Origin of the sequence: Lentzea sp., assembly GCF_036380075.1 — a bacterium.
In the GTDB taxonomy this organism is placed as follows: domain Bacteria; phylum Actinomycetota; class Actinomycetes; order Mycobacteriales; family Pseudonocardiaceae; genus Lentzea.
The window spans coordinates 105271-129976 of sequence record NZ_DASVFL010000020.1; the positions used below are offsets into that span (position 1 = coordinate 105271).

The window sequence follows — 24706 nt, forward strand, 5'->3', positions numbered from 1 at the left end:
CCTCGATCTCGTACGCGCAGGGCGCGACGTCCGAGGACGGGCACCCCTTGCGCGCGTGGTCGGCCGCGGCCTTCTCCAGGTACATGGACACGACGTGGAGACCGTTGCGGCTTGCAGCGCGTGCTGCGGCGGTGAGCAAATCCGCGCCACTCAACCCCATCGCTCCACCTCATCCGTTCTCGGCGAATTCCTTGGCGTGCCGGAGCGTCGTGAGGCTGTTGGTGCCCAGCGCGTGGCGGATGAGCTCACGAGCGCGCTCGATCGTCCCGTCGGCGCCCAGCACCTGCTGGATCACGTCGGGCCGGATGACGACGGTGTGGTGCGAGGTCGCCTCGATGCCGGCCTCGATGCCGTCGCCGATGTCCCGGAACGTCCACCTGCCGACGTGCGCGGCCATGATCGGCGGCGTGTGCGTCTGCTTGTAGACGATGCCGTCGTACGGGGTGCAGACCCGCACCGAGTGCGTGGTGTGGATCGACCCGTCCGGACTGCGGGTGTCCATCTCCATGGACTGCACCCCGGTGACGGCTTCCTTCAGGTCCAGCCGCGCCACGTGCGGCAGGCGCTCCGGCCACAGGTCGGACCGGTACAGGAACTCGTAGACGTCCTTGCGGCTCGCGTGGATCGTGATGCTGTCGGAGAACGACAGCACCAGCTTGTCGTAGTCGTCGCCGTACTCGGCCGCCCGCTTGAGGGCGGCGAGCTCGGCGTCGCTGTTGTTGTTGACGGCGTTCAGGATGAGGTCGACCGCCTCGGGCTGCGCCGCGGTGAAGTGGTGGAGCAGATCGACCCGTGTCGCCGAGTCGGCGATCGGGACGATCCGCCACTCCCCACCCATCGTCTTCACCGGTGCGGCGGAGCGCTCCTGCTCGAAGGAGATGTGCAGGTTCGCCGGGTCGAGCTCGCGACGGGACGTCCACGTGCGCACGTCACCGTTGGCGAACGCGTGCAACCGCAACCGCTCCGTCGAGCCGTCCCGTTCGAACACCTCGGCGTGCACCGTGGGTCCGAAGATGTACGGCCAGGTCGTCACGTCCGCGACCAGGTCGTACACCACCTTGGCGGGAGCCCCGATCATGACCGTGTGCGTGGTGGTGTGCGTCATGTCCGTCTCCGTTCCCGAGTCGCCGGCGTCAGGCCGCGATCTGTCCGTTGACCTTGTCCAGCAGCTGACGCGGCGTCTCGATGTACGCCATCTCGTCATCCGCGACGGAGGCCCCGGTCTTGCGCTTGATCAGCGCGACCGTCTCCAGCAGGGCGAGGGAGTCGAAGCCCAGCTCGAGGAACGGGATGTCGAGAATGTCCTGGCCCGGCTTGAACGAGTCGTCGTCGCCCGCGGCCTCGTTGAGGATCTCCTTGAGGCCCTCGATGGTCAGTGCGCTCACGGCTAGCTTCCTTTCCTCCAGCGGGCGAGTTCTCGCGCGCCCACGACTGAGGTTGCCAGCGCACACATGTGGGCCACTGGAGGGTTCCTCGAAGAAACCGTTGCGGCACAAAGCAAAACGGCCCCCACCACAGTGTGGTGGGGGCCGCTGGAGCCGAACTCAGGCGAGCAGGCGCTGCAACTGCCTGGTCTCCGCGCTGTCGAGGCGCGGGTCGGACGTGAGGATGGCGTGCTGCAACGTCTGCAGGCGCGACGAGGGCTCGACGCCGAGCTCCTCGATGAGGGTGTTGCGTAGCGCCTTGAACGCGTCGAGCGCCTGCCACTGCCGGCCCGCGCGGAACAGCGAGATCATGTACTGCGCGCACAGGTTCTCGTTCATCGGGTTCTGCACGGTCAGCACGGAGAGCTCGCTGAGCAGGGCCTTGTGCTTGCCCATCCGCAGCTCGGCGTCGATGCGCGTCTCGAGCACGCCGAGCCGTGCCTCCTCCAGGCGCACGACCTCGATGCCGAGCGGCATGCCGGGCCGCACGTCCACGACGGCCGTGCCGCGCCACATGTCGAGGGCCTGGCGCAGCAGCCTCGACGCCGACGCGTAGTCCTCCACGTCGTAGGCCTGCTGGCCGGCTCGGCCGAGGCGTTCGAACTCGTGCACGTCGACGGCCTCCGGCGGCACGTCGAGCAGGTAGCCGCCGTAGCGGGTGACCAGCACTTCCTTCGCGCCGGTCTCGTCGGAGCTCCCCAGCGCGTCACCGATGAGCTTGCGCAGCTGCAGGATGTAGGTCTGGAGTGTGGTGCGCGCGCTGCGCGGCGGCCGGTCGCCCCACAGCTCCTCGATGAGCGTGGGGACGGACACGACCTGTCCGGAGTGCAGCGCGAGCAGCGCCAGGATCTGCCGCGGCTTGGCCGCGGTGGGCGTCACCGAGCGACCGTTCACCTTGGCCTCGACCGGCCCCAGGACCTTGATCTGCATCGCGACCCCTCCTTCGATTCCGAGCACGTGATTAGTCTGCTCGGACCAACGGGACGGCGTTAGTGCACAGGCCATCGATGTCAGGTGAGTTCTGCCCGGGGCGGGTATGAAAACTTCATACCGGGGCGCATTAGCCGGTAACTACCGGGCCATTAGCGCAGGTCCGCATGATTACCCACATCAACCCCGACCCAAACATCGGAGTCACGAAATGTCCGGTACGACGGTGCAGCACCTGACCTCGGTCCCCACGATCTCGGACGACGCCGACGACATGAAGATCTACCAGTTCGACCGTGAGGCGTCGATGGACTGGTGGATCGTGTACGCCTCCGGCATCTGCGGCTCGGGCAGCAGCTACCTGGCCGATGACGAGGTTCTCGCGGCATGAGACGCGAACTGGCTGAACCGGGCGAGCAACGCATCGGGTTCAAACGGCACCTGCGCCCGCAGATAGTGCACGGCGAGGCGGTGTACCTGATCGGCGAGTCAGGGGTCACGGCCGTCGCGGGCACTCATGTGGAAGCTCTGGCGCCGTTGCTTGACGGCACCCGCGATCTCGCCGCGCTGCTGCGGGACGTCCCCGCCGGCCTGACCGCCGAGAAGGTGGCCCGCATGCTCACGCGGCTCGCCGCGGCGGGCCTGATCGGCAGGCGCGGCACGGAGGACGGTTCGGCCACGACAGAGGCCTCGCTCGCGTACTGGGACGCGGCGGGTCTCGACCCCTCGGACGCGGCGGAGGCGACGACGACGTCGCTCGTGTCCGTGGTCGCGATCGGCGACGTCGATCGCGAGGAAATCGCACAAGCTCTGCGCCACAACGGTTTGACGGTCACTTCGGGGAGTGCTGACCTCACTGTCGTGGCGTGCGCCGACTACCTGACCCCCGAGCTCCGCGACATCGATGACGCACACCGCGCCTCCGGCACGCCCTGGCTGCTGGTCAAACCGGTCGGTGCGCAGGTGTCCGTGGGCCCCTTCATCACCTCCACCGGCGACGGCCCCTGCTGGCGCTGCCTCGCCACCCGCCTCTCGGTCAACCGGAAGGCGGAGGCGCACGTCCGGGCGCGCTGCGGGCAACGGGGCCCGGCACCGCGTCCCACCATCGGACTGCCGTCGCTGCGGGCGATGGCGCTGGAGATCGCGTCGGTCGAGGCGGCGAAGTGGCTGGCCGGGATCCGCCACGAGACGCAGACCGCGATCTGGAACTACGACAGCCTCACCATGAAGGTCACCCAGCACGAGGTGCGGCGCCGCCCGCAGTGCCCCGGCTGCGGTGACCCCGGGATCGTCGCGCGCAGGGCGTTCGAGCCGGTCGAACTCACGAGTCGCGTGAAGCGCTCCTGCGACGGCGGCGGCCACCGGTCGTCGTCGCCGCAGGAGGTGCTCGACACCTACCGGCACCTCGTCGGACCGGTCACCGGCGTCGTCACGGAGATCCGCCGCAACGACCACGGCCCCGCGTTCTTCAACTCCTTCGTCTCCGGCTCCAACCTGGCGGCCGTCGGCGAGGGCATCGACGGCCTGCGGTCGTCGCTGCGCGCCGACACCGGCGGCAAGGGCGTGACCCCGCTCGACGCCGAGGTCGGGGCGTTGTGCGAGGCCGTCGAACGGCGCAGCGGCGCCTACTTCGGGGACGAGGCCAGGGTCAGCAGCAGCTTCTCCGCTCTGGGCGACGCCGCGATCCACCCCTCGGCCGTGCAGCTGTACCACCCGGAGCAGTACCGCGGCCGCGAGGCGTGGAACGCGGACCACTCCCCGTTCCAGCACGTCACCGCGGTGTTCGACGACGACGAGGTGATGGACTGGACTCCGCTGTGGTCGCTCACCGAGCAGCGGCACAAGTTCCTGCCCACCGGCATGTGCTTCTTCGGCGCCCCCTGCCCGCCGAGTGTCACGTCCGACTCCAACGGCTGCGCCGCCGGCAGCAGCCTCGAGGACGCGGTGCTGCAAGGACTTCTCGAGCTGGTCGAACGCGACGCCGTCGGCATCTGGTGGTACAACCGCACCCCCGTTCCCGGCGTGGACCTGGACTCGTTCCACGACCCGTGGGTCGACGAGCTCCGCGCGGTGCACGCGGGCATCGGCCGCGAGGTGTGGCTGCTCGACGTCACCACGGACCTCGGCGTCCCGGTGATGGTCGCGGTCTCGCGGCGCACGGACGGGCCGCGCGAGGACATCATGTTCGGCTGCGGCGCGCACCTCGACCCGCGGCTGGCGGCACGGCGGGCGCTCACCGAGCTCAACCAGTGCATGCCCGCGGTCTGCGAGCCCGTCGACCTGTCCAAGTTCGACGTCGACCTGCGGCGCTGGGTGGAGAACACCCGGCTCGCCGGCAACGAGTGGCTGGCCCCGGACCCGTCGGTGCCCGCGCGGGACGTGCTGCACCACGGCCACGTCCACCGCCGGGACCTCGCCGACGACGTCCTGGCGATCCGGGAGGTGCTGGAGGCCCGCGGCATGGAGGTGCTGGTGCTCGACCAGACCAGGCCAGACCTCGGGTTGCCGGTGGTGCGGGTCGTCGTCCCGGGGCTGCGTTCGTTCTGGTCAAGACTCGCTCAAGGACGGCTCTACGACGTGCCGGTACAACTGGGGCGACTGACCCGGGCCCGTCACCTCGACGAGCTGAACCCCGTCCCCTTCTTCATGTGACTGCCAGAGCGGAGGCTCCGTGGTGCCCACCCAGTCGCACGTCCCGACCGGCCGCCCGCTGTGGTCGTTGCTGGAGGACGCCTTCGTCGACGACGGTGGCGACAGCATCACCGTGCACGGCAGGTGGGGCGCCATCGAGATCGCGGACACCAGCCCGCTCGTGCGCGAGGCCCTGCAGCGGATGAGCCTCGGGCCGGTGGCGCTCGAGAACATCTCGGCGCTGCACGAGAACTTCGTGCGCTGGAAGAACGGCTCCGGGCCGTGCCTCATCTGGCGCAAGCTCAAGAACACGCTCGACCAACTGGGTGGTTGCCTCGTGCCGTCGCTGGGCCTCAACGACGGCGCGGGACCGATCCTGTCGGTCGTCGCGGTGACGAAGGACGCCGTGTTCGGGTTGCCCCACATCACCGAGGACGAGCTCGTCACGATCCGGCGCGGCACCGAGATCGAGCGGCTGAACGGGGACCAGGCGCTCGCGTGCGCCGGCCAGCAGTACCAGGTGATCCTGCACAACGCGCCCGCCACGGAGATCGCGAAGTGGTTGCTGGAGACCGAGACCACGATCGCCGACATCGCGGACGTCCTGCACCTGCAGCGGTCTCTCGTCGCCGACGTCGTCGCCTACCTTGCCGGGGCCGGTCTCGTCGTCCCGGCGAGACGTTGAGCTGACGCCATGTTGCTCCGATCGCGGATCCCGGCAGGCGGGATTTCCCAGGAAGCGCCCGTATCATGGCCGCGTCCCGACCCACGTGTGGGAGCTGCTGTGACGCTGCGACAGGAACGCTCATCGGTGTCCCGTCGTTTGGCGTACGTCGTGATCACCGTGGTGTTCGCCGGTTACTTCGGCAACGCCTTCCTCTACGTCCTGCAGGCCGGTGCCACGCCCACGCGGATCGCGGGTTCGCTGGCCTGCCTGCTCTCGATCGGCTACCTGCAGCTGCGGGTGTTCTCCCGGCCGGGCACGGACCTGAGGTCAGCGAAGGCCTACCTCGCCCTCGGCGCGCTGGCGCTGCTGGCGTTCGTCCCGGTGGCGTTCTTCCCCAACGCGTGGGCGGGCATGCCGGGGTTCCTCGCCGGCAGCGCCCTGCTGGTGCTGCCCGGCCGCGTCCGGTGGTTCGTGTTCGTCGCGGTCGCCCTCGCCAACGCCGTGACCAAGATCGGCCAGTGGGACACCGGCGTGGTGGCGTACTACATGGCGTCCTCGCTGGTCGCGGGCCTGGTCGTCTTCGGTCTGTCCCGCCTGCCGTCGCAGGTCGAGCAGCTGGAGGCGGCGCGGTCGGAGCTCGCGCGGCTCGCGGTGTCGCGGGAACGGCTGCGGTTCGCCCGCGACCTGCACGACCTGCTCGGGATCAGCCTCTCGGCGATCACCCTGAAGGTGGAGCTGACCCGCAAGCTGATCGGTGAGCACACCGACCGCGCGCAGCGCGAGCTGGCGGAGATCATCGGCATCACCCGCGAGGCCCTGACGGACGTTCGTGCGGTCGCTTCGAGCTACCGCGAGCTCTCGCTGGTCGACGAGCTCGCGTCGGCGCGGTCCGTGCTGAACGCCGCCGGCGTGGCGACGACGATCGAGGCGGACCTCGCCGACCTGGCCCCGCGGTCGCGGACCGTGCTCGCGACGGTGGTGCGCGAAGGGGTGACGAACCTCCTGCAGCACAGCGAGGCCACCCGGTGCGCGATCACGATCTCCGAGGCGGGCGGGTTCGTGTCGATCGACGTCGTGAACGACGGCGCGCCCGCCTCGGCGAGCGCGGACCGGGGTAGCGGCCTCGGCAACCTCGCCACCCGCACCACCGCGCTCGGCGGCTCGCTGCTCGCCGGGCCGTCCCCGGACGGCACCTACCGGCTGCACGCCGAGGTGCCGGTCGACCCCGCGCCGGAGGAGCAGGCGAGCGACCAGGGCCCCGCGGGCCCCATGATGGCGACGCGCTTCGCGCAGGTGCTGCTCACGGCCGTCATGCTCCTGTACGCGACCACGACGACGACGCTGGCGACGTACTTCTACCCGAAGGTCGGGGCGGTCGGGATCGCAGCCTCCGCCCTGGGCAACGCGGCGATGGTGGCGTTCGTGCTGGCCGTGGTGAGCCGTCCGCACGTGCGGCTGAGCCAGGCGCGCGTCTACGCGGTGCTGGCCGGGATGGCCGTGTGCGTCTACACCGCCCAGTTCGTGTTCCAGATCCCCTACCTCGGCGGTGTGCCCGGCTTCCTCGCCGGGTCGGCGGCGCTGCTGCTGCCGCGCCGGGTGGGCTGGGCGGCCTTCGTCACCGTCGTCGCGGTGCAGGGCCTCATCTACCACCTGATGGGTCCCGGGATCGGCGAAGGCGCCGTGGACACGGTGTACGGCGTGATCGCCGCGACGAACCACGGTCTCGTGCTCTACGCGCTGACCCGGTTGCGGTCGATGGTGACCGAGCTGCACGAGGCCCGCGAGGAGCTGGCGACCGCCGCCGTGACGCAGGAACGCCTGCGGTTCGCCCGCGACCTGCACGACCTGCTCGGCTACAGCCTCTCCGCCATCACGCTGAAGAGTGAACTGACGCACCGGCTGGCGACGATCGACCCCGGCCGGGCGCGGCAGGAGCTCACCGAGGTGCTGGAGATCTCCCGGCAGGCCCTCGCGGACGTGCGGTCGGTGGCGCTGAGCTACCGCGAGCTGTCGTTCGCCGAGGAGACCCAGTCGGCGCAGGCGCTGCTGTCCGCGGCCGACATCGAGGTGACCGTCCGGATCGACGCGTGCGACCAGCTGCCGACCGACGTGACGGTGACGCTCGCGACCGTGTTGCGCGAGGGCGTGACGAACCTGCTGCGCCACAGCAAGGCCGAGCACTGCGAGATCGTGCTGGAGAGTTCGCGGCACCTCGTCACCATGGACATCGTCAACGACGGCATCTCCGCGGACGACCAGCGGTCCCGCGACGGCAGCGGCATCGGCAACCTGACCACGAGGGTCCGCGCACTGGGCGGCGACCTGCGGGCCGGCCCCACGCCCGAGCAGACCTACCGGCTGCGGGCGGAGATCCCGATCCTCTAGCGCGGCGGCCGGTCGAACAGGGCCAGCTCCGCGTCGTCCGGCGCCTCGAAGACCCGCGCGTACGCCGCCAGCAGCTCCTCGGTGATCACGACGAACCCCTCGCGGTTGCGGACCTGGAGCCGGCGGACGAGCTCGTCGAACTCTGCGGTCAGGTGGTACAGCTCGACCTCCACTGCCCACGCGCGTGCCTGTTCCCGCAGCTCGTCGCGTTCTTTCCGGCTCCAGAAGCCGAACTCCAGGACGACGTCCAGGCCCTGCTGGAGCAGGTCCCCGGCGAGCGCCGTGAGCCTGCGTTCGAGGCGTTCGCGGAACGGCTCGTCGAACAGGTCGACGCCCAGGTCGGCGATCCACTCGTCGGGGCAGAGCCGGACGGCCCGGCGGTCGCGTTCCAGCCGTTTCGCCAGGGTCGTCTTGCCGGAACCCGGCAGGCCGCACAGGAGGATGAGCCTGGGCACGGGGTCATGCTCGCACGGCGGGTGGTTTGGGGCGGTGGGATTCGGGAGATGGGTGGCGAGCCGCCACCACTCAGCGTCGTGGAGGGGCGCACGCGCGTCGGCTGCCCCTCATCGCGTCGCGGACGCACGGAGCTCCGGTGCGCGACACTCCGCACAAGCCGTTCTCGTGCGTTGACCGCCCACGCGCGGATCGCTCTACCTCACAAACCGCAGCGACCTCGCGCGCGCCGGTCACCCGAACGCGCGCGGGGCGCTCACAGCATCTCGATGACCGCGCATCCCCAGCTGTACCCGGCGCCCACCCCGAACATCACGATCCGCTGCCCCGACGTCGCCTTGCCGGTCTGCACCAGGTGGTCGAGGCTCGCGAACTGGTCCCCCGCCCCCAGGTGCCCGACGGTGCGGCTCCACGACCACGTGGTCCGGTCGGCGTCCAGGTCGTACGGGCGCAGGTAGTTCACGTCGAGCCGGCGGCGGCCGAAGTGCGGCAGGATCACCCAGTCGGCGTCGCCGATCTTCATGTCCGCGTCGGACAGGGCCTGCTCGACGGCGAGCGCCTGGCCGGCGTTGGCCTTGTTGATGCCGTAGGAGAGGCCGAACTCGCGGCTGAAGGTGTGCTTGGCCTCCTCGAAGTCCACCGGGATGCGGTGCGAGAACGGCGCGAGGCCGAACGGCACGTCGCCGCGGTGCAGCGGTTCGAGGTCGGAGTCGGCGTTGATGGCCAGTGAGAGCAGCTGGGCGTAGCCGCCGCGGGTGGACAGCACGATGGCCGACGCGCCGTCGCCGTAGGGCGTGCCGGGGTCGGTGCGCCACCGGTCGATGCCGGGCAGGCAGAAGCGGTCCGACGACGTCAGCAGGGCGTCGCGGCCGGGCCTCGCGGTCAGGTAGGAGACCGCGAGGTCCATGGCGGCGAGGCCGCCGTTGGACATCTGCCGGATCTCCAGCGCCAGGCAGGAGTTCCGCACCGTCTCGCGCTGGATGTAGGAGCCGACGGGCCACAGGTCCTGGCCCTGGTGGTAGGTGGTGGCGTGCAGGATCAGGTCGACGTCGTCGGGCGCGGAGCCCGCGCGCGCGAGCGCCACCCGTGCCGCCTCGACCGCCATCTCGGCCGCCGACTCGTGCGGGGAGACGGAGACGGACTCGACGTCCGTGCGCGCGACGAGCTTCGGCTCGCACTCCCCCGACGCGATCGCGGCCTCGACCGTCAGGGTCGACGGCAGGCGCACCCCGTTGCCGCTGACGAAAACATCCTTCACTCGCACCGCGGTCAGACCTCCTTCAGAGCGCGTGCGATGCGCACGACGCGTTCCGCCTGCAATTGGGCCGCCTGCAACGCCATCTCGTCGACGGGCACGTTGTCCGCGCCCAGGACGTGCGAGGTGCCGTACGGGTTCAGGTCGCCGCCGGGGGGCACGATGATCCCGCCGAAGTGGCAGACCATGTTGTAGATCGAGACCAGCGTGGTTTCCATGCCACCGTGCAAAGATCCGCCCGAGGTGAAGGCGCTGTACACCTTGTTCGCGAGCAGGCCGCTGAACCACGCCGGCCCCAGCGTGTCGATGAACTGCTTGAGCTGCGCGGACACGTTGCCGAAGCGCGTCGGCGTGCCGAACACGACGGCGTCGGCCCAGAGCACGTCGTCGACCGACGCGACGGGCACGTCCGCCGTCTCCTCCAGGTGCGCCGCCCAGGCGGGCCGGGACCGCCACGCCGCCTCGGGCGCGAGCTCCGCGGCCCGCACCAGCCGCACGTCGGCGCCGTGCTTCTCCGCTGTCTCGGTGATCTCCGTGGCCAGCCGGTGGATCGTCCCGGTCGAGGAGTAGTACACGACGGTCACGTTGACGGCGCGTTCCATGGCGCATCCCTTCGCAAGGCAGCTCTCCCCACCCTCGTCGGGTCGCCTTGACGCGACGTGGAGCGCGACATGAACGCCGGGAGATAGGGTGTCGCGCGGAGGGGCGCGATGATCAGGGTTCTGCTCGCGGAGGACATGCACATGGTGCGCGGTGCTCTCATCGCGCTGCTCAACCTCGAACCGGACATCGAGGTCGTGGCCGAGGTGAGCTCGGGCGACAAGATCGTGCCGACCGCGCGTCAGCACAAGCCCGACGTCTGCGTGATCGACATCGACCTGCCGATCCTCGACGGCCTGAGCGCCGCGACGACGATCCGCGAGACGATGCCGCAGGTCAGGACGTTGATGTTGACGTCGCTCGGCCGTCCGGGGACGTTGCGCAGGGCGCTGGCCGCGCGCGTGGACGGGTTCCTGCTCAAGGACGCGCCGCCGTCGGAGCTCGCCGACGCGATCCGCCGCGTCCACGCCGGTGAGCGCGTCGTGGACAGCCAGCTGGCCCTGGCCGCGTGGGACCGCGGCGAGTGCCCGCTGACCGACCGCGAGCTGGAGGTGCTGCGCCTCGCCGCGAACGGCGCCGACGCCCCCGACATCGCTGTCGCGCTGTCGTTGTCGGTCGGCACGGTCCGCAACTACATGACGACGATCATGACGAAGCTCAACGGCCGCAACCGGGTGGACACCATCCGCATCGCCGAGGAAGCGGGCTGGCTGTAGGCCCCGCTCCCGTTCCGGCTGTGCGGACGGCACCGGTCACGCCGCCTTCTGCTGCTGGCTGGCGCGCAGGTCGAAGCCCGGCTGGGCGACGATCTCCGGGGTGAGCGCGTTGCCGCTCTCCAGGATCCGGCGTCCCATCAGGAAGTCGATCGGGCGGTTGTACGCCTCGATTCCGATCAGCCTGTCGTTCTTGAAGCAGAACACCGAGAACCGGCCCTCGGCCGGGTCGCCGACGAGCACCGTGCGGTCGTGCCCGTTGGTGAGACCGGCGGTCTGGAGCTTCACGTCGTACTGGTCGCTCCAGAACCACGGCAGGGCGGTGTAGGGCTCCGCGCTGCCCAGGATGGCCGACGCGACCGTGGTGCCCTGGTCGGTGGCGTTCTGCACCGACTCCAGGCGGATCAGGCCGCCGGCGTGCGTGCTGGCGAACCGCGCGCAGTCGCCGACCGCGTAGATGCGCGGGTCGACGGTGCCGAGGTGCGCGTCGACGACGATGCCGTTGTCGACGGTGAGCCCGGCGCGCTGCGCGATCTCGGTGTTGGGGACGACGCCGATGCCCGCGACGACGAGGTCGGCGACGAGCACCGTGCCGTCGGTGAGCTCGACGAGGCCTTCCCTGACCGCGGCGACGCCCGTCCCGGTGAGGATCTGGACGCCTTCGCTGCGGTGGCGGTTGACCAGGTGCTGGGCGGTCTCCGCGGACACCGCGCGTTGCATCACCTGCGGCTGCGCCTCGACGACGGTCACCTCGTGGCGCAGCTTGCGCACGACGGCGGCGAACTCCAGGCCGATGAACCCGCCGCCGATGACGACGACGTCGAGCCCGATCTGGCCGTCGAGGCGCTGCTTGATCGCGTCCGCGTCGGCGACCGTGCGCAGGTTCAGCACGTGCTCGGCGCCGGGGATGGGCAACGGCCGCGGCCGCGCGCCCGTCGCGAACACGAGGTGGTCGTAGGAGACCGTGCGGGCACAACCCAGCACCGCCACCCGCGCCTGGCGGTCGACGCCGATCACCCGTTCGTTGCGGATGAGCTTGATGCCGCTGTCCTCGTAGAAGGAGTCCTGCCGCAGGACCAGTCCGGCGAGGTCGGTCTCCCCCGCCAGGTAGGCCTTCGTGAGCGGGGGCCGCTGGTACGGCGCGGCCTGTTCGTCACCGATGAGCGTGATGGGTCCGCGGTGTCCCTGCTCGCGCAGGGACACCGCGACCTGGCAGCCCGCCTGCCCGGCCCCGACGACGACTACCGACTCGCCGCGCATGTCAGTAGTTGCCCAGCCCGCCGCAGACGTTGAGCGCCTGCGCGGTGATCGAGGACGCGGTGTCCGTGGTCAGGTACGTCACGAGACCGGCGACCTCTTCCGGCGTGCTGTACCGACCCAGCGGGATCTTGGCGTTGAACTTCTCGAGGACCTCGTCCTCGGTGACACCCCAGTGGTTCGCGTAGCCCTGGCGGACACGGCCGGCCATGGGGGTCTCGACGTAGCCGGGGCACACCGCGTTGACGGTGATGCCGGACTTCGCGAGCTCGATGCCGACGGCCTTGGTGAAGCCGACGACGCCGTGCTTGGACGCCGAGTAGGGCGCGGCGAACACGACGCCCTGCTTGCCGCCGGTGGAGGCGATGTTGATGATCCGGCCCCAGGTCTGCTCGACCATCTTGCCGGTGGACAGCACCTCTTTGGTGAAGCGGAAGACGCCGTTGAGGTTGGTGTCGATGACGTCGAGCCAGAGGTTCTCGTCCAGCTCGGCGGTGATGCCGCCGCCACCGCGCCCCGCGTTGTTGACGAGGATCTCGACGGGCCCGAAGACGTCGACGGCCTTCTGGACGGCGTTGCGGATGTCCTCAGTGGACGTGACGTCGGCCGACGCGCCGTCGGCCTCGATGCCTTCTTCTTTGAGCTGCTTGACCGTGGTCTGGACGTTCTCGGCGTTGCGGGCGACGACGAAGACCGCGTGCCCCTCCTTGCCGAGGCTGCGCGCGACCTCGAGACCGATACCACTGGTAGCGCCCGTGACCAGGGCGACCCGTCGCTGGCTCATGCTTTCTCTCCCTTAGAGTTGCTTCTCAGGCATGTGCACGACGAGCCCGTCCTGCTCCTCGGTCACGGGGATCTGGCAGCTCAGCCGGCTGTTCGCCTTGCGCTCGCAGGCCGTGAAGTAGAGGAGCTCGTCCTCGACCTGGTGCATCTGCGACAGCGGCTTGGTGTTCTCGGGGTCGATGTACACGTGGCAGGTACCGCAGGAAGCCCCACCGCCGCACTGGGCGACGATTCCCTTGATGCCGTTGAGAACCGCGCCGCGCATCACGGTGTCGTCCTGGGCAACGTCGACAACGGTCTCAACCCCGTCGTGCGCTACGTAAGTGATCTTTGGCATGGCAGTTCTCCCACGGATCTGCGGCTCGCCGGACGTGGTTCACCTTGGGGGGCGGCGCTTTGCACGTGGTGGAGACCACCTTGAGCGGGTTCGGGCGGCTCCGGATGTGGTTTCGGGTCGCTGGGGTGTGGTTTCTCGTGGTTTCGGGCGTGGTTTCTCGGGCCGCCGTGCGCTGGGATGTCAGGCACGGCGGTAGGGCGTGTTGGGGGCGCCGCGTCAGGCGTGCCGGGCTCCGCGTCAGGCGTGCCGGGCGCGGGTTGCGTCACTCGGACGGGTGATCCTTGTCCGGATTCACGCTTGGCGCCGTCTGTTGGATGTCACGAAATCATGGTCATCTTCTCCGCCGGATTAGGAAGGCGCGGGCAGGGCGAGACACGGTCGGAAACGGAGGGCACGCGGTGGGGTGGTGAGGTCGCTCGATTGGAAGCCCTCTGAGAGGGCACACGGTGGAGACGCGCGGTGGAGACACGCGCGAACGCCCGCGGGAATGCGGCGGGGAGGAACCTTCGAGCGCGGGAAATGCGTCGGGTGAACCGTCGAGCACCGCGGAAGTTGCCGGAACGGCAAGCCAGCGTGCACCCAGCCTCCGCACCCGCCCAGAATCGGGCCATGCCATCGAGAACCCGCCGCCGTGACCAGCCACCGCCCAAGACCGGTGGCGGCTCGTGCACATGATCGAGGAGACCGGGCGGCACGCCGGGCACGCCGACGTCGTCCGCGAGCTGGTCGACGGGACGACCGGGCGCTGAAGCCGCAACGCCGCGCCTGACTCGCTGAAGCCGGAGCGCCGCGCCGGGCCGGGTGCGCTGAAGCCGGAGCACCGAGCCTGGCCGAGTGCGCTGCAGCTGGAGCACCGAGCCGGATGTGGTGAAGCCGGAGCACCGAGCCTGACTCGTTGAAGCTGGAGCGCCGCGCCGGGTGCGGTGAAGCGGGAGTTCCAGGGGCGTTCGAGCCCGCCTTGCGACGCTGCGGTGTCGGCGCACACCCATCACGCGGAGGTTCCACCGTGCCCCTCAAGGAGTTCTACGACCAGCAGGTGAACTGGTCACCGCCGTTCGAGGACGGCCTTGAACGCGCGACGGTCGTCGTGCCACGCGACTACTCCGATCCGGACGGTCCCAAGCTCACCATCGCCCTCGCCCGCCTCAGGGCCACCGACGCGAGCAAGCGGCGCGGGGTGCTGCTGGCCGTCAACGGCGGGCCCGGTGGGGACGGTGGGGACGGGCTCAACCTGATCAAGCGGCTCGGGAAGCGCGTCCGGACCGCCTACGACCTCATCGGGTTCGACCCGCGCGGGTACGGCGAGTCGACCAAGCTCTACAGCGAGGTCACGGTTCCCAAGGCGCCCTTCGACTCGCGGCCGCCGGACTCGTTGTTCCCTCAGCTGGCCGAGGACATGCGGTTGCGCGAGCTCGGGTGCGAGAAGGCCGGCGGGGAGCTGCGCAAGCACATCACGACGCGCAACACCGCGCGGGACATGGACCTGATCCGCGTCGTCCTGCAGGAGGAGAAGATCTCGTTCGTCGGGTACGCGTACGGCACGTACGTGGGTGCGGTGTACGGGACGATGTTCCCGGAGAACCTCGACCGCACGGTGCTCGACTCGTGCATCAATCCTCAGTGGACGTGGCGCGACCAGTTCGTCACGCAGGCCGAGGCGGTCTACCGCAACGTCGAGCTGTGGGCGGAGTGGACGGCGCAGCGGGACGGGCACTTCCACCTCGGCACCACCGGGCAGGCCGTCGTCGACGAGATCGAGAAGGTCGTCGCCAAGCTCGACGAGCAGGAGCAGGTGCACCTGCGGACGTTGCTCGACGGCGCGGTCGGCACCAGGGCCACGGACCGGGCGCAGTGGGACTCGCTGGGGTACCTCATCGGCGACCTGACCACGGCGCTGGACGACGGCAACCTCGACAAGGCCCGCACGCTCATCGTCGGGCAGGGCACGTGGCGGCCGCAGGACTCCGAGGGCGACCTGCGGGTCGGTGTGCTGGAGGCCATCACGCTGGAGACGTACTGGCCGCAGGACCTGGAGGTCTACTACAACGACGTCCGCAAGCACCGCGCGCAGCACCCCTACGGCTACGGGGTTCTGCGGGCCCAGCCGTGGGTCGGGGCGTTCCGGACGTTCGAGAGCGTGGAGCCGCCGACGAAGCTCGCGCAGCCGGGCTACCCCAAGGGGCTCGTCGTGCAGGCCGACGGCGACCCGATGGACCGGGTCGAGGGCGGCATCGAGCTGGCCGCGCTGCTGGACCACCCGCTGGTCGTCATCGAGGACTCCGGTGACCACGAGGTGTACGGGTTGGCGGGCAACGAGGTTCTGGACGCGCTGGTCGACGACTACCTCGTCGACGGTGTGCTGCCCGCGTCCAAGCACACCCGGATCCCCGGCCACGTGAAGCGCCCGGACATCCCGAAGGACTGAAGGACTGGGCAGAACCACGAAGGGGCCCCGCTCACGAAGAGCGGGGCCCCTTTCGGCGTCCGGACTCAGTCCTCCGCGGGCAGGTCCCACGTCACGGGGAGCTCCCAGAGGCCGTAGATCACGGCGCCCTCCTTGCGCGGGATCTCCAGGAACGGCTTGGCGAGCCGCAGCGAGGGGATGCGCTGGAACAGCGTCGACCACACCAGCTGCATCTCCAGGCGCGCGAGGTCGGCGCCGATGCAGTGGTGCAGGCCGTGGCCGAACCCGAGGTGCTTGCGGGTGCCGCGCTCCAGGATCAGCTTCTCCGGCTCCGGGAAGATCTCCGGGTCGCGGTTGCCGTTGAGGCCCAGGCACAGGATGCCGTCGCCGGCCTTGATGGTCTTGCCCGCGATCTCGATGTCCTCCAGCGCGACGCGCGGGATGGCGGTGTCGCCGATGGTGGCGAGGCGGACCAGTTCCTCGACGGCCGGCTCGATCATGCCCTCGGGGTCGTCGAGCAGCAGCTTGAGCTGGTCGGGGTTCTCCAGCAGGGCGGCGGTGCCGAGCGACAGCATCGAGGCGGTGGTCTCGTGGCCGCCGTTCATCAGCAGGCGGATCATGTTGAACAGGTCGCGGCGCGTGTACTCCTCGCCGGAGGCCGCGTACTCGGCCATCGCGCGCGAGAGGAGGTCCTCGCCGGGCTCCTTCTCCTTCAACGTGATCAGCTTGTCGACGTAGGCGTTCACCTCGACGATCGCGGCCTGGCGCTGTTCGGGCGTCGAGTGGCCGCCGAGCAGGCAGGTGCCGTGCTCGATGAAGAAGTCGTGCTCGTCCTGCGGGATGCCGAGCAGCTCGCAGATGACGGTCATCGGCACGGCGAGGGAGAACTCGCGGTGGAAGTCGATGGGCGGCGTCATCGTGAGGATCTTGTCGATGTACTCGTCGACGATCTCCTGGATGCGTCCGCGCAGCCGCTTCACCTGGCGGTTGGTGAACGTCACCGCGGCCTTGCGGCGGGTCTTGGTGTGCTCCGGGTTGTCGTAGCCGATGAACGACGTCTCGGTGCGGAACTCCGGCGGCGCGACGAAGTAGAACGGGAAGTTGTCGTGCTTGCGGGAGGCGCTGATCCGCGGGTCGGTCAGGATCTGCTTGATCGTGTGGTACCCGCTGATCGTCCAGATCCGCAGACCGGACCCGGTCAGCGTCACCTCGACGACGTCCTCCTCGGCCATCTGCGTGTACTGGGCAGGCGGCGTGAACGGGCATGTGCGCTTGTACGGGAACGTGTCCACGCCCGGCTCGGTGGCGCTGCTGGTCATGTGGGTCTTCCTCCTAGTCGAGAACTTGGCTCACGCCAGGTCAGCGCCGCCATCGAGCGTGATGATCTGACCGGTCACCCACGAGCTCGCCGGCTCGGCGAAGCGGGTGATCCACGGGACGACGTCGTCGACCTCGCCGGTGCGCCCCAGGGGCGTCTGGGAGGCCTGGAAGCCGAAGTAGCCCTCGACCTCCTCGGGGCTCAGTCCGTTGGCCGCGTAGACCTCCGTGCGCACCGCGGCGGGCGCGACCGCGTTGACGCGGATGCCCTGCGGGGCCAGTTCGAGGGCCCAGCTGCGGACGAGGCTGTCCACGGCGGCCTTGCTCGCCCCGTAGACGCCGCCGCCGGGGACGGCGATGTGACCGGCGTTGCTGGAGACGAACACGATGCTGCCGCCGGGTGAGGTCATTCTCGGCAGCAGTGCGGCGGTCAGCACCAGCGGGCCGACCAGGTTGGTCTCCAGGACGTCGCGTGCGGTGGCGAGGTCGAACCCGGCGACGGGGGTGAAGCGGAAGATGCCGGCGTTGTGCACCAGCACGTCGACCCTGCCTCCGCCCAGTTTCACGGCGTCGGCGACCTTCTCGGCGCCTTCGGGTGTCGTCACGTCCGCGACGACGGCGGTGATCGCCGGGTGCAGTGCGACGACTTCGGTGAGCCGGTTCTCCCGGCGGCCGGTGATGATCACGTTCGACGCGCCGAGGTCGGCGAACGCCAGCGCCGCCGCGCGGCCGATGCCGGTTCCCCCACCCGTCACGACGACCTGCTGTCCGGCAAATGGTGCGTCCGACATGACGCCTCCAGCTTCTCTCCACTCGGTAGGGCAGTCGTCAGCAACCCTGCTCGGTGTTCCTTGAGTCCAGGTCTAGGTCCGGCGGAAACCCTGGGGGCATGGGAACTCTCGCGGTGGGCAGGTGGCGCGCACGGGTCGGCAGGCCCGGTGGCGACACGGAAAGCGAGCTCGAGTTCGCGCGCGACGGATCGGCGTTGCTCGTCGTGGGCGGAAGGGGATCCGGTACGTGGAAGTCGACCGGCCCCGACACGTTCAGCTACCACATCCTCGAAGAACTGACCGGAACGCCGGGCACGATCGAGATCTCGCAGGACGGTGTGCTGCGCGGCGACGAGTTCGTCAGCAGCGGGAACGCGGTGGTGCGACTCGAAAACGGCACCACGGCACGGGAAGCCGCGATCCGGATCACGGCGCAGCGGCTGGGTTAGAAACCTCGAAGGGGGCGCCTGTGCAGGCGCCCCCTTCTCCTCCTGCGCGCGTCAGGAGAACTCGACCGTCACGTTGCCGGTGTACTCGCCGGCCAGCAGCGACAGCAGTGCCTGCGGCGCGGTCTTGACCCCGCCCTCGACGATGGTGTGCGGGAAGACGAACTTGCCCTCCTGCAGCCACTGTCCGAAGTGGACGACCCAGTCCTGGATCTGCTCGGGCAGGTGGTAGCAGGCGAACGGGCGGATCTCCAGGTGCTTGGTGATCGCCGTCATCAGGTCGAACCGCGGGTGCTCGGCACCGTCGTTCTGGTTGGACAGCGCGCCGCACAGGGCGAACCGGGCGTGCGGGCGGGCGGCCTGGACCGCGGCCTCGAACTGCTCGCCGCCGACGTTGTCGAAGAAGACGCTGATGCCGTCCGGGGCGAGCTCGCGCAGCCGGTCGGCCACCGGGCCGTCCTTGTAGTTGAACGCGGCGTCGAAGCCGAGCTCGTTCACCAGCCAGTCGACCTTGGCCTGGCTGCCGGCCGAGCCGATCACCTTGGCACCGCGGGCCTTCGCGATCTGCCCGGCCAGCGACCCGACACCGCCGGCGGCGCCGGTGACGAACACGACGTCGCCCTCACCGGCCTGCGCGAGGGTCGCCATGCCGTAGTAGGCGGTCGGTCCCTGCGACAGGAAGTAGACCGGCGACGGCACGTACTGCGGGTTCTGCTTGATGAACTGCTGTGCCGGACCGGACCAGTACTCCTGCCACGGCCCGAACGACTGCACCAGGTCCCCGACCGCGAGGTCGGGGCTGTTCGACTTCACCACGGTGCCGACACCGCCGGCACCGGCGGGCTCGCCGACCTTCCACGGCGGCACGCCGGGGATCTGGCAGTCGGACTTCATGAACTCCTTGAAGGCGGCGGCCACCGACACGTAGTCGACGCGCACCAACACCTCACCGTCACCGGGCTCGGGGACGGCCACCTCGACGACGTCGAAGTGCTCGAGGGTCAGGTCGTCCTCGACGTGCTTGGCGAGCCTGACCTCCCACTGCTTCTCGGGGATGCTCATGGCTCTCCTTGGATCTCTAGCCCCACGTGACGGGGAACGTGACGAGTGAGTGGTTGATCTCGCCCTGGTGCCACGACAGGTCCTCGTACGGCACGGCCAGGCGGAGGTCGGGGAAGCGGCGGGTCAGGCCCTCGATGGCGATCGCCATCTCCATGCGCCCCAGCTGCTTGCCGAGGCAGTAGTGCACGCCGTGCCCGAACGCGATGTGCGGGTTGGTGGCGCGGTCGATGTCGAGCTGCTGCGGGTTCTCGAAGACGTCGGAGTCGCGGTTCGCCGACGACAGCACGAAGAACACCGCGTCGCCCTTCGCGATCCGCTGTCCGCCGAGCTCCAGGTCCTCCGCGGCGATGCGGTGGAACCCGGTGGTGTCGGTGGCGAACAGGTTGACGTGCCGCAGGAGCTCCTCGACGGCCGCCGGGATCAGCGACGGGTCGGCGACGAGCCGCTTCCACGTGTCCGGGTGGTCGTGCAGCAGTGCGAGCACCGAGTTGGAGATCTGGTTCGCGGCGGTGTCGAAGCCGGCGCCGATGAGGGTGAACGCGAACGTCACCAGCTCCTGCTCGCTCAGCTTGTCGTCGTCGTCCCGCGCGGAGATCAGGTCGGACAGCATGTCCTGGCCGGGGTTCGCGCGCTTCTGCGCGATCAGGCCCATGACGTACCCGGCGAGCCGCCCGAACGCCCGCATCGGCGCCTCGGGGTCGTTCTCGTCGAACGTGGCGAACGCCCGCGCGTCCTGCTCGAAGATCTTCAGGTCCTCGGTCGGCACGCCCAGCAGGTCGCCGATGATGGTGAGCGGCAACGGGACGCAGAGCTTCTCGACGAGGTTGACCGGCCCGCCTTCGAGCTCGACGGCGTCCAGCAGCTCGTCGCACACCTTCTGCACGCCCGCGCGCATCGCCTCGACCTTGCGGACGGTGAACGCGCCCATCACCAGCTTGCGCAGCCGGGAGTGCTCGGACCCGTCCAGCGAGATGATCATCTCGGGCGTGGTGGTCATGGCGCCGCCGACCTGGGGAGCGCCTTCGGCGCACGTCAACGCGCGGCTCAGCCTGGAGTCGGCGAGCCCGGCGCGGACGTCCTCGTACTTCGTGATCACCCAGGTCGGCGTGCCGGAGCTCGTCCGCACCTTGGCCACCGGGCAGGTGGCGCGCAGCGTGTCGTACTTGGGGTCCGGGCCGCGGTAGGAGGAACCGCTGAACGGGAACTCCTCGTCCAGTTCAAGGGGCAGCACGGGACACCTCCGCAGTATTCGGCCTGGCCTCGCGCCGAACCTTGCTACGGAAACCTCGAAGGCGGCTCGAAACCTGGATGTCGACCGGGAGTCGAGGAGCCGTACCTACCTTCGCGCCATGGACACTGCACTCGTGCCGTTCCGGGTCGAGGTTCCCGACTCCGAACTGGCGGACCTCAAGCGGCGGCTGGCAGCGACCAGGTGGCCCGACGCGGAGACTGTCGACGACTGGTCCCAGGGCATGCCCCTGGCCTACGCCAAGGAACTGGCCGAGCACTGGGCCACCGTCTACGACTGGCGCGCGACGGAGGCACGGCTCAACGCCGTCCCCCAGTTCAAGACGGAGATCGACGGCGTCGGCATCCACTTCCTGCACGCCCGCTCCCCGCACGAGAACGCGCGGCCGCTGCTGCTCACGCACGGCTGGCCCGGTTCGGTCGCGGAGTTCCTCGACGTGATCGAGCCGCTGACGAACCCGCCGGACCCGGCCGACGCGTTCCACGTCGTCGCGCCCTCGTTGCCGGGCTACGGTTTCAGCGACAAGCCGACCGGAACCGGCTGGACGCTGGAACGCATCGCGGCCGCGTTCGTCACGCTGATGGGCCGGGTCGGCTACGACAGGTTCTACGCGCACGGCAACGACTGGGGTTCGTTCATCACGGGCATCCTCGGCCACATCGCGCCGGACCACGTCGAGGCGATCCACCTCGTCATGCCGTTCGCCCCCGCGCCCGAGGGTGACGTGCAACTGTCCCAAGAGGACTACAAGGGGCTCGGCGCGCTGAAGGAGTTCGCCGCCAAGGAGTCCGCGTACGCGGCGGTGATGAACACCAAGCCGCAGTCACTCGGCTACGGCCTCACCGACTCGCCGGTCGGGCAGCTCGGCTGGGCCGGCGAGAAGTACTGGTCGTGGAGCGACCACGACGGGGACGCCGAGAAGGTCATCCCGCGCGACCGGATCCTCGACATGGTCTCGGTGTGCTGGTTCACCGCCACCGCCGCGTCGTCGGGCCGGCTGTACTGGGAGAGCTACAACAAGTCGCCGCTGACGCAGGTCGGCGTGCCCACCGGGTTCTCGGTGTTCCCGGCGGACGCGCGCATGCCCAAGCCGTGGGCCGAGCACCGGTTCACGGACCTGCGCTACTGGCGGGAGATGCCGTCGGGCGGTCACTTCCCCGCGCTGGAGAACCCGGTCGTGCTCGTCGAGGAGCTGCGGGCGTTCTTCCGCCTGGTGCGCTCATGACCGCCACGATCGGCAGGCCGGAGGCGCCCAAGGCGGACGCACCCAAGGCAGGGGCCCGGCTCGGCCTGGTGCTGGCCGTGTGCTGCCTGGCGCAGTTCATGAACGTGCTGGACGCGTCGGTCATGAACGTCGCCCTGCCCTCGATCTTCGAGGAGCTGAGGTTCGAACGGCACGACCTCCAGTGGGTCAACAGCGCCTACACGATCGCGGTGTGCGGCTTCCTGCTGCTGGGCGGGCGGCTCGCCGACCTCTTCGGACAGCGCCGGGTGTTCTTCCTCGGCGCCACCCTGTTCACCGTCGCGAGCGCCGTCGGCGGCATGGCGACCTCGCCCGGCACGCTGATCGCGGCCCGCGGGTTCCAGGGTCTCGGCGCCGCCGTGATGGCACCGGCGTCGCTGACGGTCCTGGGCACGACGTTCACCGATCCCGGTGCCCGCGCGAAGGCGTTCGGGTGGTGGAGCGCGGTGTCCGGTTCGGCCGGCGCGGTCGGCGTGCTGCTCGGCGGCATCGTCACCGAGACGCTGGGCTGGCGCTGGGTGCTGCTGATCAACGTGCCGCTCGGCGTCCTGCTGGTCTCGCTGATCCGCGGCGCCGTGCCGGAGACGGCGAGCAACGGCGGCCGCAGGAGCCTCGACGTGCCGGGCGCGATCACCGTGACGATCGGCCTGATGGCGCTGGTCTTCGGCATCGCGCAGTCGCACGAGCTGGGCTGGGGCTCCTGGCAGGTCGCCGGGTCGCTGGCGCTCGCGGTGGTGCTGTTCGCATTCTTCCTGCGCCAGCAGACGGTGTCCGCCCACCCGCTGATGCCGCTCGGCATCTTCCGCAACCGCGCGGTGACCGCGGCGAACGTCGTGGCGTTCTTCGCGATCGCCGCCTTGTTCAGCACCTTCTACTTCCTCACGCTGGTGCTCCAGCAGGTCCTCGGGTTCAGCCCGCTCGCCACCGGACTCGGCTACCTGCCGCTGTCGATCGGCATCGCGCTCGGCGGCTACGGCGTGGCGCGGATCGTGCCGAAGACCGGGCCGCGGCCGGTGCTGGTCGCCGGTCTGCTCACCGCGACCGTCGGACTGGTCTGGGTGTCCACGGTGGACGAGACGTCGACGTTCCTCGGTTCGATCCTCGTGCCCACCACGTTGCTGGGTCTGGGAATGGGCGCGGTCCTGAACGCGACGACGAACGCCGCCACGTCCGGGGTGCCGCGCGAGCAGGCCGGTCTCGCGTCCGGTCTGCTGAACACGATCCGGCAGATGGGCAGCGCGATCGGCCTGGTCGTGCTCGCCACGATGTCGTCGGCCCGCGCGGACTCGCTGCTCGCGGACGGGCAGCCGTTGCGGCACGCGCTCGGGTCCGGTTTCGGGCTCGCGTTGCTCGGCGCCGGCGTCTTCACGTTCTGCGGTGCGCTGGTCGCGTTCGCTGTGCCGCGCAAGAAGTAGACCTTCAAGCGAAACGGCCCCTCGGGAACTCCGAGGGGCCGTTTCGCTTGAAGGTCAGAAACCCTTGCCGTGCAGGTCGACCGGCAGCGCGACCAGCCGGTGGTTCATGTCGGCGGCCTGCCACTGGAGGTCCTCCTCCGCGACCGCGAGCCGGGCGGCGGGGAAGCGCCGGGTCAGCTCCTCGAACGCGGTGGTCAGCTCGATGCGCGCGAGCGGGGCGCCGAGGCAGCGGTGAATTCCGTAGCCGAACGCGATGTGCGCGTTGTCCTCGCGGGTGAAGTCGAGCACGTCGGGGCTGGTGAACAGCGTCTCGTCGCGGTTCGCCGACGTCGTCGACACGAACACCGCGTCCCCCTTGGGGATCGTGACGCCGAACAGCGTCACGTCCTCCAGCGCGATCCGCGGCAGGCCGGTGGTGTCGTTGGTGGACAACGCGATCCACCGCAGCAGCTCCTCGACCGCGGCCGGCACCTCCTCCGGGTGCTCGCCCAGCCGCAGCCAGACGTCGCGGTGGTGACCGAGCAACGTCAGCGCGGAGCTGGCCAGGTGGCACGCCGTCGAGTCGCCGCCGGCACCGAGCAGCGTGTAGCCGAGACCGATGAGCTCACCGACCTCCAGCCGGTCGTCGCCGATCCGGGCCTCGGTGAGCGCGGACAGCACGTCGTCGCCGGGCTCTGCCATCTTCGCGAACACCAGCGCGGCCATGAACTCGCCGAGCCGCTCCCCCGCCGCGGCGGCGACCTCGGGGGCGTCCACGGCGGCGAACTCCCTGATCAGCCGGGCGAACGTGTCGCGGTCCGCGGCCGGTACACCGAGCAGGTCGCTGATCGCGATGATCGCCAGCGGGAACGTGACCCTGCCGAGGAGATCGACCGGACCCTCGAGGGCCTCCGCGTCCGCGCGGTCCAGCAACTCTCCCACCAGCCGCTGGATTCTCGGTCGCATGGACTCGATCCGGTCGGCCGAGAACGCCTGCGAGGCGAGGTCGCGCAACCGGGTGTGCGCGGGCGGGTCCAGCGAGATGATCATCCCGGGCGGTGCCTGGAACAGGCCGGGGAACGTCGGCGCGGCCGGCTCGTAGGACGCGGCGCGGGAGAACCGCACGTCGTCGAGCACCACGCGGACCGAGTCCTGGGTCGTCGCGACCCAGCAGTGGCCGCCACCCGCCGCGGGCAGGCGCACGACCGGGCTCGACGCGCGGAACCGGGCGAACTCCGGCGCCGGACCGGCGTAACTGGATCCGGGAACGGGAAAGGAAACCACCGTGCGCTCCTCACGCTCGTAAGGCTGTTTCCGCACGTTAGGAGCGTTGGCCTGAACCTCGATCTAGTGCCGTTCGAGTGACCGAGTGGACGCTGAGCGTGA

23 protein-coding genes and 1 pseudogene are annotated in these 24706 nt (G+C 69.9%); 10 read left to right on the plus strand and 14 right to left on the minus strand.

The features are described from left to right. Nucleotides 1-169: 169 nt before the first annotated feature. From VF330_RS02140 to VF330_RS02150, 3 genes are all read right to left on the minus strand, one after another. Nucleotides 170-1105: an aromatase/cyclase gene (locus tag VF330_RS02140; RefSeq protein WP_330849753.1), complete on the minus strand. Its 936-nt coding sequence runs from the start codon at nt 1103-1105 to the stop codon at nt 170-172. Between the two features lie 28 nt (nt 1106-1133). Then, nucleotides 1134-1385, minus strand: a complete 252-nt coding sequence (locus tag VF330_RS02145; RefSeq protein ID WP_325517320.1) for an acyl carrier protein — start codon at nt 1383-1385, stop codon at nt 1134-1136. Between the two features lie 159 nt (nt 1386-1544). Then, nucleotides 1545-2354: an AfsR/SARP family transcriptional regulator gene (locus tag VF330_RS02150; RefSeq protein WP_330849754.1), complete on the minus strand. Its 810-nt coding sequence runs from the start codon at nt 2352-2354 to the stop codon at nt 1545-1547. Between the two features lie 211 nt (nt 2355-2565). Here VF330_RS02150 and VF330_RS02155 point away from each other — a divergent pair, with 211 nt between their 5' ends. The 4 genes from VF330_RS02155 (at nt 2566) to VF330_RS02170 (ending at nt 8037) form a co-directional block, all read left to right on the plus strand. Next, nucleotides 2566-2745 carry a hypothetical protein gene (locus VF330_RS02155; protein ID WP_330849755.1) on the plus strand — a complete coding sequence of 60 codons (180 nt, stop codon included), beginning with the start codon at nt 2566-2568 and terminating at the stop codon, nt 2743-2745. Then, nucleotides 2742-5006 (plus strand): TOMM precursor leader peptide-binding protein, encoded by a 2265-nt coding sequence (locus tag VF330_RS02160; protein ID WP_330849756.1) that lies wholly within the window; start codon nt 2742-2744, stop codon nt 5004-5006. Before VF330_RS02155 ends, VF330_RS02160 begins: the two co-directional genes overlap by 4 nt. Nucleotides 5007-5025: 19 nt before the next feature. Further along, nucleotides 5026-5670 (plus strand): hypothetical protein, encoded by a 645-nt coding sequence (locus tag VF330_RS02165; RefSeq protein WP_330849757.1) that lies wholly within the window; start codon nt 5026-5028, stop codon nt 5668-5670. Nucleotides 5671-5796: 126 nt separating this feature from the next. Then, on the plus strand, nt 5797-8037 hold the full coding sequence (locus VF330_RS02170; RefSeq protein WP_330849758.1) for a sensor histidine kinase: 2241 nt from the start codon (nt 5797-5799) through the stop codon (nt 8035-8037). On the opposite strand, the gene VF330_RS02175 is transcribed toward VF330_RS02170, so the two are convergent. The 3 genes from VF330_RS02175 to VF330_RS02185 all read right to left on the minus strand — a co-directional run bounded on the left by VF330_RS02175 (nt 8034) and on the right by VF330_RS02185 (nt 10347). After that, nucleotides 8034-8492 carry an ATP-binding protein gene (locus VF330_RS02175; protein WP_330849759.1) on the minus strand — a complete coding sequence of 153 codons (459 nt, stop codon included), beginning with the start codon at nt 8490-8492 and terminating at the stop codon, nt 8034-8036. The two genes, VF330_RS02170 and VF330_RS02175, sit on opposite strands and share 4 nt — an antisense overlap. 254 nt (nt 8493-8746) lie before the next feature. Further along, a complete protein-coding gene (locus VF330_RS02180; protein WP_330849760.1) occupies nt 8747-9754 on the minus strand; it encodes a ketoacyl-ACP synthase III family protein in 1008 nt (335 codons plus the stop codon). A gap of 5 nt (nt 9755-9759) precedes the next feature. After that, entirely contained in the window at nt 9760-10347 is a 588-nt protein-coding gene (locus VF330_RS02185; RefSeq protein ID WP_330849761.1) for a flavodoxin family protein, read from the minus strand. A 108-nt stretch (nt 10348-10455) separates the two neighbouring features. Between VF330_RS02185 and VF330_RS02190 the strand changes: the two genes are divergently transcribed. Continuing rightward, a complete protein-coding gene (locus VF330_RS02190) occupies nt 10456-11061 on the plus strand; it encodes a response regulator transcription factor (protein WP_330849762.1) in 606 nt (201 codons plus the stop codon). A 36-nt stretch (nt 11062-11097) separates the two neighbouring features. Here the strand turns inward: VF330_RS02190 and VF330_RS02195 are convergent, their stop codons facing one another. From VF330_RS02195 to VF330_RS02205, 3 genes are read right to left on the minus strand one after another with little or no spacing between them, the layout of a single operon-like run. Next, nucleotides 11098-12318: an NAD(P)/FAD-dependent oxidoreductase gene (locus VF330_RS02195; RefSeq protein WP_330849763.1), complete on the minus strand. Its 1221-nt coding sequence runs from the start codon at nt 12316-12318 to the stop codon at nt 11098-11100. Nucleotide 12319: 1 nt separating this feature from the next. Continuing rightward, nucleotides 12320-13099: an SDR family NAD(P)-dependent oxidoreductase gene (locus VF330_RS02200; protein WP_330849764.1), complete on the minus strand. Its 780-nt coding sequence runs from the start codon at nt 13097-13099 to the stop codon at nt 12320-12322. Between the two features lie 12 nt (nt 13100-13111). Next, nucleotides 13112-13435: a 2Fe-2S iron-sulfur cluster-binding protein gene (locus VF330_RS02205; RefSeq protein WP_330849765.1), complete on the minus strand. Its 324-nt coding sequence runs from the start codon at nt 13433-13435 to the stop codon at nt 13112-13114. 653 nt (nt 13436-14088) lie between these two features. Between VF330_RS02205 and VF330_RS02210 the strand changes: the two are divergent. Both VF330_RS02210 and VF330_RS02215 read left to right on the plus strand, forming a co-directional pair. Beyond that, nucleotides 14089-14184, plus strand: a pseudogene (locus VF330_RS02210) (DUF664 domain-containing protein); the annotation flags it as partial. Between the two features lie 257 nt (nt 14185-14441). Then, nucleotides 14442-15860, plus strand: coding sequence for an alpha/beta fold hydrolase (locus VF330_RS02215; RefSeq protein ID WP_330849766.1), 1419 nt, complete (start codon nt 14442-14444; stop codon nt 15858-15860). A gap of 65 nt (nt 15861-15925) precedes the next feature. On the opposite strand, the gene VF330_RS02220 is transcribed toward VF330_RS02215, so the two are convergent. Beyond that, nucleotides 15926-17158 (minus strand): cytochrome P450, encoded by a 1233-nt coding sequence (locus VF330_RS02220; protein WP_330849767.1) that lies wholly within the window; start codon nt 17156-17158, stop codon nt 15926-15928. Nucleotides 17159-17188: 30 nt separating this feature from the next. Further along, nucleotides 17189-17947 carry an SDR family oxidoreductase gene (locus VF330_RS02225; RefSeq protein ID WP_330849768.1) on the minus strand — a complete coding sequence of 253 codons (759 nt, stop codon included), beginning with the start codon at nt 17945-17947 and terminating at the stop codon, nt 17189-17191. Between the two features lie 98 nt (nt 17948-18045). Here VF330_RS02225 and VF330_RS02230 point away from each other — a divergent pair, with 98 nt between their 5' ends. After that, nucleotides 18046-18375 (plus strand): hypothetical protein, encoded by a 330-nt coding sequence (locus VF330_RS02230; protein WP_330849769.1) that lies wholly within the window; start codon nt 18046-18048, stop codon nt 18373-18375. Between the two features lie 51 nt (nt 18376-18426). Here the strand turns inward: VF330_RS02230 and VF330_RS02235 are convergent, their stop codons facing one another. Then, a complete protein-coding gene (locus tag VF330_RS02235; RefSeq protein ID WP_330849770.1) occupies nt 18427-19434 on the minus strand; it encodes an NADP-dependent oxidoreductase in 1008 nt (335 codons plus the stop codon). 16 nt (nt 19435-19450) lie between these two features. After that, nucleotides 19451-20665, minus strand: coding sequence for a cytochrome P450 (locus VF330_RS02240; RefSeq protein WP_330849771.1), 1215 nt, complete (start codon nt 20663-20665; stop codon nt 19451-19453). Nucleotides 20666-20783: 118 nt separating this feature from the next. On the opposite strand from VF330_RS02240, the gene VF330_RS02245 reads away from it, so the two are divergent. Together VF330_RS02245 and VF330_RS02250 are read left to right on the plus strand one after the other, a co-directional pair. Further along, a complete protein-coding gene (locus tag VF330_RS02245; RefSeq protein ID WP_330849772.1) occupies nt 20784-21908 on the plus strand; it encodes an epoxide hydrolase in 1125 nt (374 codons plus the stop codon). Continuing rightward, complete coding sequence (locus VF330_RS02250) at nt 21905-23341, plus strand: MFS transporter (protein WP_330849773.1); 1437 nt, start codon at nt 21905-21907, stop codon at nt 23339-23341. Before VF330_RS02245 ends, VF330_RS02250 begins: the two co-directional genes overlap by 4 nt. 54 nt (nt 23342-23395) lie before the next feature. Here VF330_RS02250 and VF330_RS02255 read toward each other — a convergent pair whose 3' ends face one another. Further along, complete coding sequence (locus VF330_RS02255) at nt 23396-24604, minus strand: cytochrome P450 (protein ID WP_330849774.1); 1209 nt, start codon at nt 24602-24604, stop codon at nt 23396-23398. Between the last annotated feature and the right edge of the window lie 102 nt (nt 24605-24706).